This is a genomic window from Neotamlana sedimentorum (assembly GCF_000943565.1).
Taxonomy (GTDB): domain Bacteria; phylum Bacteroidota; class Bacteroidia; order Flavobacteriales; family Flavobacteriaceae; genus Neotamlana; species Neotamlana sedimentorum.
In genome coordinates this window covers 25,442-34,973 of record NZ_JTDW01000022.1, presented here as the reverse complement: position 1 = coordinate 34,973, position 9,532 = coordinate 25,442, and the positions used below count along the sequence as shown (strand labels likewise).

Annotated in this window: 10 protein-coding genes; 4 read left to right on the top strand and 6 right to left on the bottom strand. The window is 31.5% G+C overall.

The annotated features are described in order from the left end of the window. Nucleotides 1–257: 257 nt before the first annotated feature. The 4 genes from PW52_RS16295 to PW52_RS16280 form a co-directional block, all read right to left on the bottom strand. The gene (locus PW52_RS16295) at nucleotides 258–806 is read right to left on the bottom strand and encodes a carboxymuconolactone decarboxylase family protein (protein ID WP_044634045.1); all 549 of its coding nucleotides are present in this window, start codon (nucleotides 804–806) and stop codon (nucleotides 258–260) included. Nucleotides 807–872: 66 nt separating this feature from the next. After that, nucleotides 873–1,430: a TetR/AcrR family transcriptional regulator gene (locus PW52_RS16290; RefSeq protein WP_044634044.1), complete on the bottom strand. Its 558-nt coding sequence runs from the start codon at nucleotides 1,428–1,430 to the stop codon at nucleotides 873–875. Nucleotides 1,431–1,439: 9 nt separating this feature from the next. Then, entirely contained in the window at nucleotides 1,440–2,195 is a 756-nt protein-coding gene (locus tag PW52_RS16285) for a peroxiredoxin-like family protein (RefSeq protein WP_082050935.1), read from the bottom strand. A 111-nt stretch (nucleotides 2,196–2,306) separates the two neighbouring features. Further along, complete coding sequence (locus PW52_RS16280) at nucleotides 2,307–2,660, bottom strand: arsenate reductase family protein (protein WP_044634043.1); 354 nt, start codon at nucleotides 2,658–2,660, stop codon at nucleotides 2,307–2,309. A gap of 53 nt (nucleotides 2,661–2,713) precedes the next feature. Here PW52_RS16280 and PW52_RS16275 point away from each other — a divergent pair, with 53 nt between their 5' ends. After that, nucleotides 2,714–3,178, top strand: coding sequence for a DinB family protein (locus PW52_RS16275; RefSeq protein WP_044634042.1), 465 nt, complete (start codon nucleotides 2,714–2,716; stop codon nucleotides 3,176–3,178). On the opposite strand, the gene PW52_RS16270 is transcribed toward PW52_RS16275, so the two are convergent. Both PW52_RS16270 and PW52_RS16265 read right to left on the bottom strand, forming a co-directional pair. Next, on the bottom strand, nucleotides 3,158–3,880 hold the full coding sequence (locus PW52_RS16270; protein WP_044634041.1) for a DUF3298 and DUF4163 domain-containing protein: 723 nt from the start codon (nucleotides 3,878–3,880) through the stop codon (nucleotides 3,158–3,160). The two genes, PW52_RS16275 and PW52_RS16270, sit on opposite strands and share 21 nt — an antisense overlap. A 91-nt stretch (nucleotides 3,881–3,971) precedes the next feature. Beyond that, the gene (locus tag PW52_RS16265) at nucleotides 3,972–4,802 is read right to left on the bottom strand and encodes a THC0290_0291 family protein (protein ID WP_044634040.1); all 831 of its coding nucleotides are present in this window, start codon (nucleotides 4,800–4,802) and stop codon (nucleotides 3,972–3,974) included. A 203-nt stretch (nucleotides 4,803–5,005) separates the two neighbouring features. Between PW52_RS16265 and gdhA the strand changes: the two genes are divergently transcribed. The 3 genes from gdhA (at nucleotide 5,006) to recO (ending at nucleotide 9,532) form a co-directional block, all read left to right on the top strand. Next, nucleotides 5,006–6,349, top strand: coding sequence for an NADP-specific glutamate dehydrogenase (gene gdhA, locus PW52_RS16260; protein ID WP_044634039.1), 1,344 nt, complete (start codon nucleotides 5,006–5,008; stop codon nucleotides 6,347–6,349). Nucleotides 6,350–6,467: 118 nt separating this feature from the next. Beyond that, on the top strand, nucleotides 6,468–8,813 hold the full coding sequence (gene porZ / locus PW52_RS16255; protein ID WP_044634038.1) for a type IX secretion system anionic LPS delivery protein PorZ: 2,346 nt from the start codon (nucleotides 6,468–6,470) through the stop codon (nucleotides 8,811–8,813). Beyond that, nucleotides 8,813–9,532: a DNA repair protein RecO gene (gene recO, locus PW52_RS16250; protein WP_044634037.1), complete on the top strand. Its 720-nt coding sequence runs from the start codon at nucleotides 8,813–8,815 to the stop codon at nucleotides 9,530–9,532. The genes porZ and recO overlap by 1 nt, the downstream gene beginning before the upstream one ends.

Here is a 9,532-nt window from a genome sequence, read left to right as displayed (position 1 = left end):
GACTTAAAAAAATCTACCACCAATTTTTTCAAGTCTGTTATCATTAAAATTATATCGATATAATTTAATAATGTTTAACAATTCAAAGATACAGCGGATGTCGGTTGTAAAAAACAATAAAATTAACGCGATTATATGTTATTTTATCCTATTGTTATCTTTTTATTTATAGATTGTAGTTTCGATTAAAAATTTATATTAAAAAGAGCTTATATATAAATATAGGCTCTTTTTGTTTGGCTAATTGAATCCCTCAATTATTTTGCCCAGGCAAACTTTTTAAATGCATCGTCTACAGGAGTTTCTGCAATATGATTTGTATAGTTACTAATAACTTTTTGAGCTAATCCTAAAATAATATCTAATAAATTACGCTCGGTATAACCAGCTTTGTAGAATTTGTTTATCTCTTCATCCGAAATGTTACCACGGTTTCTTACAATACTTAATGTAGTATCGTGTAAAACTTGTAATTTTTCGGTAGGCATTGGCGATTGGTTTCTTAATGCTTCTGTTAAAGCAGCATCTACTTTCATTGAGTGTGCAATGCCCGTGTGAGCAGGTACACAATAATGACAACCATGTTCTACGTTTATGGTTTGCCATACTACAGTTAATTCTTCGGCATTAAACGAGGAGCCAGCAAACAAACCGTGTAATACTTTGTAAGCTTCTAATATTTGTGGAGACTCTGCTAAAACACCGTGTAATCCTGGTAACATACCAAAACTTTTTACAGATTCTTCTAATAATGGTTTACTTTCTGCTGGTGCAGATTCGATAGTGTGAACTTTTAATGTACTCATAATTTTTCTTTTTCAATATTAATTAAATCTAAACGATTGTTTAGATATGCGTTAAAAAATTTTTGTTTATAGGTTTTTAAATATATTCTCTATATAGTTATTTAATTGCGATGCGTTAAAAACACGACTTGCTGACGATAGTCCAAACATGGCAACTATTAAATAATCGGCTTGTTGCTCTGCAACAGTATTATGGTTCTCTTTTTTTAAAACATTTACAAAAACCTCGCGTACGGTATTGGTAAAACTAGACAGCGCGTTTTTTATTTGTTGGTCGGCATCGTCACCAATTTCATTAGCTGTATTTGTTATTAAACAACCTTTACTACAATTGTTTTCCTTCGAAAAGGTTAAAAAATCGTAAAAATAAGTTTTAATGCCATTTAGCCCGTTAGTTGATGCTTCTAGCTTACTAATAAGCGTATTTAATTTTAACTTATAACATTTTATACTTTCTAAAAACACACCATTTTTATTGCCAAAACTCGCGTATATAGAAAACTTGTTAATGCCCATTTCTTTTTCAAGCATTTGCATAGACGTAGTTTCGTAACCATTTTTCCAAAACAGGTTCATGGCTTTTTCTATGACTTCGTTTTCGTTATAATTTTTTGTTCTTGGCATATTACAAATTTACATCTTTTTTAAAAATGCTGTAATCTCGCTTGGCTCTGCACGGTTTCTATAGTCAGCATCTAAAAATGCGTATTCAATTTTTCCATTAGTATTTATAATGTAGGTTGCTGCAAGAGGCAATTCGTTAGTGGTATCACCATTATGCGTGTTTAAATCAAATTTTTTGTTATAAATTTCTGCAACTTCGGCTGTGAGTTTAAAAACAACACCGTAGGCTTTGGCTATTTCATTTCCAACATCACTTAATACTTCGAATTCCAAATTATGTTTGTCTGATGTGTTAATAGATTGATCTGGTAATTCGGGGGTTAGGGCAATTAAATTGGCACCTGCGGCTTTAAATTTTGGTAATTCTTGCTGTAAGTATTGTAAATTTATATTACAATATGGGCACCAACCACCTCTGTACCAGACTAAAACTACTGGCCCCTTGGCTAAGTAATCTTTTAGATTAACAGTTTGTCCTACCGCGTTTTTTAATGAAAAACTCGGAGCGATGTCTCCAACATTTTTGGCCGATTGTAAAATACCACTTTCAATTACAGCATCTAGCCCTTCTTGGTAAACTCTTTTAGTAATGTCGTCGGCTTTATTATTAAAATTTTCTTTCTTTTCGTTTAAAACTCTGGTTTGACTCAGATTTTCTATTTCTTTCACTACAGTTTTGGTTTCAATTATATTTTTCTTTTTTTCATTACAAGCAATTACAATACTTAATAATACACAAATGCTTAAAATTTTAAAAAACTTCATTATAGTAGTCTTAATTATGGCACAAAACTAACTAATCGTTTAGAATTAAAGTGAAGTTTAACAGTATTTTAGCCAAATGGAGCTAATTATCTTCTAAAAAACAGATAATATTTAATTGTTAATATTAGTTTTTACCGCTTCAATAGTCTTTTTTGAGCTTCCAATAAATATATCATCCTGAATTATAATAACGGGACGACTTAAAAAGGTGTAATGTTCTAAGATATAGTTTTTGTAATCGCGCTCTTTTAAATCTTGATTTTTTAAGTCCATTTCCTTGTAAAGTTTGGCGCGTTTACTAAATAAGGCTTCATAGCTGCCCGAAAGTGCTTTCATGTCTTCTATTTGCTTTACGGTTATTGGTTCGCTTTTTATGTCTTGTAAAACAAATTCTTTTGGTAAGTTAAGCTCTTTTAAAATTCTGGTACAAGTATTACAGGTTTTTAGATAATAGACTTTTTTCATGTTTTTTTAATTTCAAATTAAATTAACGGTATATTTAGTCCAAAAATAAACAAATGGATTTCGTATTTAAAGTTTTAAATAACACACGTCGAATTTTTAAAAATATAATTGAAGAAAATACTTTAGAAGATTTAAATAAAATACCTGAAGGATTTAACAATAATATTATCTGGAATATTGCTCACGTCGTGGTTACTTTAGAAGTATTAGCTTATAAACTATCGGGTTTAGAAGTTTCTCTTGATAATGAGATGATAAACAAATACAAAAAAGATTCGAAACCAGAAGGTACTATTTCTCAAAAAGAAGTAGACGAAATTAAGGCGTTGCTTACATCAACCATTAAAAAAGTAGAAACCGATTATAATGCGGGCATTTTTAAAACTTATAATGAATACACGGTGTCTACAACAGGAAATACCTTAACTAAAATTGAAGATGCTTTACAATTTGTTTTTCTTCATGAAGGATTGCATTACGGGTATGTTTTAGCACTTTTAAAGGTGGTTAAGAGCTAAATAAGGTTCAGACTCGTTATAGGGAATTAAAAACTCTATAATTCCAGTAGAATAAGGCGCAATTTCGTATGTATTGTAAAGTAAAACAATGCCTTCACCAGAATAAGCTATGTTTACTGGCATTTTAAAATTTGATGGCTCAAATAAGCTGTTTTTATCTTCAATATTTTTATCGAAGTACTTTTCCGATAGCTTTTTAAAGCTGTTATAATCGGTAAATAAGTCAGCGTTATCAATAAGATTTCCTGTAGTTAAATCGAAATTTTTAAAAATTATTGTAGTAAGTCCGTGAGCACCGCCTGTATAAGCATAAGTGGTTATAGCTATTGACGCTAATACTTCAGATTGATACATGACTTCTACATCAATTTGTGTTTCCCAAGGTGGTGTTGCTTCTTTAACTTCTTCCGAAAAACTATTGTAAGCATTATTAAAAAAAGAAATGCCTTCTTCAACAGTTTTTAATGATGTTGTATCTCCATCTACAACATGTAAAGCATTAATTAAAGCACCGTTAATTTGGTTGTTAATTTTAGAAACTATGTTTTTATTTCCCTTAGCTAATACGGAGTTTATTTCAACTAGTTTGTTATTTTCTACATTAAAACTCGTTTCGCTAAACTGTATTGTTTCAGTTTCTTTTTTACAACTAAAAAAGGTGATAAGAATAATAATTAAAGCAGTGTGGTTAAGTTTTTTCATAAAGCGTTTAAATACACCATTAAAAATAAAAAATGCAATTATTAAAGCCTATTAATTGCAAAAACTTAACAATATTTTAAACGTTTAAAATTTAATCGAGGTAATAAACATAACCAAAATTAAGCCAAACCAGCCAATCGTTGTTTTTGTTGAAATCAAGCTCATGATTTAAACCGTCAACCCAATCGCTAAAGTAATATTGCCATCGTAAATCTAGAAGTAAATCAGATAATTTAGTTAGTTTATATCGAACACCAACACTAGCTACTGCCGACCAAGCAGAAAACGGCTTTGTATCTATTGGGTATTCACGAGTGGCTCCGCTTTCTAATGGGGGTAAATAGCTATCGTCTTGATACCAATATGAATAAATGTTGTCTGCATTAAAAACGTTACCATCACCATAAGTAGTTGTGGCTTGAGGTGAGCTGTAGGTATAGTGTACTCCTAAGCTAATGTATGGGGCAAAACTATAAGCAAAAGCTTGAAAATCGCGAATACTTAAAGGGAAATATTCAAGTTGGGTTCCAATATCTAAATTACTAGCAACTCCGCTGTGAACTCTAAGTCTATCAGCATCTAACGAAGTTCGGTCTGCACCAACCCATTTTCCAAAATGATTTAATTTGGTTCTATTATAAGAAAGTTCATTTCTTAATTTAAAATGATCATTAAAATAAGTATCGGTAGTGTAGCAGTTGCAATCTGCTCTATACGAGAAGTTTATGTAGTGAATTAAACCAATTCCAATGCCTGAATTACCAAAATTAGTTTCGTTTTCATCTCTTCCGCCAAAATCTGAGCGAAATTGAACTGGACCCGCAATTGCACCAATTTCGTGAGAAAAGCCTAATTGAGCTTTTACAGTTTGCATCGAAACAAACAGTAGGAGAAAAGAAACTAAATGTTTCAAGTTAAGCATAATAAGGTTTATTTTTCTTGAGGCAAATTAATGTTCACAAATATATAAAAACTGCGATAACAAACAAATATTATTAGTTAAGTGGAAAATCGCGAAATTCTTATTGCGAAATTATAAAAATAAAAACGTTTAAATTGTAGATATCGTATATTTGCATCATATAATTATTATATTAATAAATCACCATTGCAATACTTTTGTATATGAAAAAAAATATTGAAGAATTTTTAGATCTTGTAAAACTACGTAATGGTCATGAACCAGAATTTTTACAAGCTGTAGAGGAAGTAGCCGAAACGGTAATTCCTTATATTGTTAAACACGACATATATTATGGTAAAAATATTTTACTAAGGATGGTTGAGCCCGAACGATTAATTTCGTTTAGAATATCTTGGGTAGACGATAGTGGCGAAATACAAGTAAATAGAGGTTATCGTATACAAATGAACTCTGCCATTGGTCCATATAAAGGGGGTTTACGTTTTCATCCAACTGTAAATGCAAGTATTTTAAAGTTTTTAGCGTTTGAGCAGGTATTTAAAAACTCTTTAACTACTCTTCCAATGGGTGGAGGTAAAGGCGGTAGTGATTTTGATCCTAAAGGAAAAAGCGACAATGAAATTATGCGTTTTTGTCATGCTTTTATGAGTGAATTATTTAGACATATTGGTCCCAATACCGATGTGCCTGCAGGGGATATTGGAGTAGGTGCTCGCGAAATTGGTTTTCTTTTTGGTATGTATAAAAAACTTCGAAACGAATTTACAGGTGTATTAACTGGTAAAGGTCTGTCGTGGGGTGGTTCGTTAATTCGTCCAGAAGCTACAGGTTATGGTACTGTGTATTTTGCAGAAAGCATGCTAAACACTAAAAACGATTCTGTAGAAGGTAAAACTGTTGTTATTTCTGGTTCTGGTAACGTGGCTCAATACGCAGCCGAAAAAGTAATACAGTTAGGTGGTAAAGTAGCAACTTTGTCTGACTCTTCTGGTTATATTTTTGATGAAGAAGGTATCGATGAGGCAAAGCTTAAATTTGTTATGGAGCTAAAAAATGTAAAACGAGGTAGAATTAATGAGTATGTAAATAAATATCCAAATTCTAAATTTGTTTCTGGAAAAACGCCATGGGAGGTGCCATGTGATATAGCGCTACCTTGTGCTACACAAAACGAATTAAATGAAAGTAGTGCCAAATTACTTTTAGAAAATGGTTGTATTTGTGTTAGCGAGGGTGCTAATATGCCATCTACAAAAGGCGCTATCTCAGCATTTCATAATGCTAAAATTTTATTTGCTCCAGGTAAAGCATCTAATGCTGGTGGTGTAGCCACTTCAGGTCTAGAAATGTCTCAAAACTCCTTGAGAATTAGCTGGACCAGAGAAGAGGTAGATGATCGCTTAAAAGGTATTATGAAAAACATTCATGATGCCTGTATAGAATATGGAACGGAAGATGATGGTTATATTAACTATGTTAAAGGTGCTAATATAGCTGGTTTTGTTAAAGTTGCCGATGCTATGTTGGCTCAAGGAATTGTTTAAAATAAATAAATCTAATTTTAAAAGCTTCACCTTTAAAGTGAAGCTTTTTTGTTTTAGTACATTATTTTAAACAAAAACTCGTTAGTAATAAATATATTTGAACACCTAAAACAATAGCATGCTTAAACCTCTTTTTGTTTTACTATTATGTTTATTCCCTGCAACTTATTTTGCTCAAGATTATTCTGCGCTTTGGGAAGGGCATTTTTCATATAATGAAATTATTGATGTGTCGATTGGTGATAGTAAAATTTTTGCCGCTTCAAATAATGCTATTTTTTCTTTTGATAATCAAACAAACGATATTGAAGAAATAAGTACTATTCATGGGCTTTCTGGCGAATCTATTTCAACTATTTATTACAGCGAAAACTACCAATTGTTAGTAGTGGGTTACGAAAGTGGTTTAATTGAAGTTGTTTTTAATAATGGTGGCGATGTTTTAACACTTGTAGATATTGTAGATAAAGTTACCATATCGCCAACTAACAAGCGCATAAATCATTTTAATGCTCTTGATAATAACTTATATATTTCAACAAATTATGGCATTTCGGTATTTAATCTGGAGCGTTTAGAGTTTGGCGACACTTATTTTATTGGCGATAACGGTAGCCAATTAATAGTAAACCAAACAACTATTTATAATGGCTTTCTTTATGCGGCTTGTTCCAACGGGAACGGTGTAAGAAAAGGACTTTTAACCAACCCAAATTTAATCGATTACCAAAATTGGGAAACCGTTAATTCTGGTAGCTGGTTAGGTATACAAGCAACTCAAGATAATTTGTATGCAATAAATTTCAATAACTACATTTATTCTGCCAATAATGATGTGTTTTCGCAATTGCAGCAATTTCCAAATACGCCGTTAAAATTTTCGGGTACTACAACACATTTAACAGTTACTACAAATAGTAATGTATTTGTTTTTGATGCCGATTTTAATTCGATTATTCAAGCCGAAATAAACCCGTTATTCGATACATCTTTTACATCAGCAATTGTTCATTCAAATAATTTATATATAGGATCTCAAGATTATGGTATTCTAAAAACCAGTCTTTCTAATGGTTTCGATTATGAAGAAATTCATCCAGATGGGCCACTTTTAAATGAGCCATTTTCAATTGAAACTTCGCTATATGGTGTTTGGGTAACATTTGGAGAATACGATGTTTATTTTAATCCATATCCTTTAAATAGCCGAGGTATTAGTCATTTAAAAAATAACGAATGGGTTAATATTAATTACAGTGAAGTTTTCGAAGCAAAAAGTTTAAACAACATTACAGTAAACCCTAATAATAGAAATCAAGTATTTGTAAGTTCTTTTTTTAGTGGTTTACTAGAAATTAACGACGATTTACCTACTACACTTTATAACCAAACCAATAGTGGTTTAGAATCGTTAGTTTTATCAAACCCCAATTATATAGATATTCGGGTAGGCCCAACCGTATTCGATAATAATGGATTGCTGTGGTCTTTAACTAGTTTAGTCGATCGCCCATTAAAATCGTTTAACCCAGAAACCAATCAATGGCAAGTATTTAGTTATACAGATGTAATATCCGATGGTTTAAATGATGGTAATTTAGGGTTTTCAGATTTAGTAGTCGATGATAACGGTACAAAATGGGGTTCGTCTTATAGTTATGGTGTAATTGCTTATAACGAAAATGTTAATCCGGTAATAAAAGCTATTTACACCGAAGAGCATAATATGCCACATCAGAGAGCGACTGCGTTGGCGTTAGATAATAGAAATCAACTTTGGATAGGAACTTATGCCGGTTTAAGAGTGTTATACAATACAACTAATTTTCTTGAGAGTGACGATGTGCAGGTTTACGAAATTATTATTGAAGAAAATGGTGAAGCTCAAGAATTATTGTTTCAACAATATATTACCGATATTAAAGTAGATGGATCTAATAATAAATGGGTAGGCACCGACAGCTCTGGGTTGTTTTATTTTTCATCTGATGGGCAAAACACCATTTATCATTTTACAAAAGACAATTCACCTTTACCATCAAATAGTATTCGCGATATTGCATTAAATTACGATAACGGTAAGGTTTATGTTGCAACTAGTAACGGGTTGGTGTCGTTTTCTTCGGGAAGTTCGGGTACTTTTACTACTTTAGAAAATGTTTATGCTTACCCAAACCCTGTTCGACCAAATTTTGATATTGTTGAGAAAAAAGTAACCATAAAAGATATTTCGGAAAATGTAAACATTAAAATTACAGATATTTCTGGTAATTTGGTTGCCGAAGCACAATCTAACATTAATCAACGATTTAGTGGATATAATTTAGAGATTGATGGTGGTACTGCCTACTGGAATGGTAAAAACTTAGCCAATAATGTAGTGGCTTCAGGGGTGTATTTAATTATGCTTTCAGACCTTGATACGCTAGAAACCAAAGTTGTTAAACTAATGGTTGTGCGCTAATGTTAATTACTACAAATGCCATTGTACTCTCAAAAATACGTTATAAAGATAATGACCTTATTGTTACATGCTATACACAAGAAAAAGGTGTTTTAAGTGTTTTATTACGGGGCGTTCTTAAAAGTAAAAAAGGAGGCTCTAGAGTTGCTTATTATCAGCTTTTATCTCAAGTTCAAATGATAATAAATTACAATGCAAAAAGCAGCTTGCATAGTGTAAAGGAAACAAAGCCAAATTATATTTATACTAGTTTACATACCAATGTTTTAAAAAGTGCTATTGTTATGTTTTTAGCCGAGGTATTGGCTACTACTTTAAAAGAAGAAGAGTCCAATAAAACACTTTACAGTTATCTTGAAAACACATTGTTGTGGCTAGATAGTCAACAATCGTATGCAAACTTTCATTTACTATTTTTATTAAATCTTACTAAGTATTTAGGGTTTTATCCCGATGTCTCTTTAATACAGTACCCTTATTTTAATTTGTATGAAGGCGAATTTCAGCAAGAATCATCGGATAAATATAGTATTTCCGGCGAAAATTTAGTTTTAATAAAAACCCTTTTAGGCACAAATTTTGATGCACTTTCTTCAGTTAAAATTAGCGGTAAACAGCGCCAACAATTTTTAAACACTATTTTGCTTTATTTCGAGCTACATTTAGGTAACTTTAAAAAACCAAAGTCGTTACAAATTTTTAACCAAGTATTTAGTTAA

Excerpts from the sequence above, each read along its gene's own strand:
- PW52_RS16295 (WP_044634045.1), bottom strand. The coding sequence starts at position 806 with ATGAGTACATTAAAAGTTCACACTATCGAATCTGCACCAGCAGAAAGT.
- PW52_RS16290 (WP_044634044.1), bottom strand. The coding sequence starts at position 1,430 with ATGCCAAGAACAAAAAATTATAACGAAAACGAAGTCATAGAAAAAGCC.
- PW52_RS16285 (WP_082050935.1), bottom strand. The coding sequence starts at position 2,195 with ATGAAGTTTTTTAAAATTTTAAGCATTTGTGTATTATTAAGTATTGTA.
- PW52_RS16280 (WP_044634043.1), bottom strand. The coding sequence starts at position 2,660 with ATGAAAAAAGTCTATTATCTAAAAACCTGTAATACTTGTACCAGAATT.
- PW52_RS16275 (WP_044634042.1), top strand. The coding sequence starts at position 2,714 with ATGGATTTCGTATTTAAAGTTTTAAATAACACACGTCGAATTTTTAAA.
- PW52_RS16270 (WP_044634041.1), bottom strand. The coding sequence starts at position 3,880 with ATGAAAAAACTTAACCACACTGCTTTAATTATTATTCTTATCACCTTT.
- PW52_RS16265 (WP_044634040.1), bottom strand. The coding sequence starts at position 4,802 with ATGCTTAACTTGAAACATTTAGTTTCTTTTCTCCTACTGTTTGTTTCG.
- gdhA (WP_044634039.1), top strand. The coding sequence starts at position 5,006 with ATGAAAAAAAATATTGAAGAATTTTTAGATCTTGTAAAACTACGTAAT.
- porZ (WP_044634038.1), top strand. The coding sequence starts at position 6,468 with ATGCTTAAACCTCTTTTTGTTTTACTATTATGTTTATTCCCTGCAACT.
- recO (WP_044634037.1), top strand. The coding sequence starts at position 8,813 with ATGTTAATTACTACAAATGCCATTGTACTCTCAAAAATACGTTATAAA.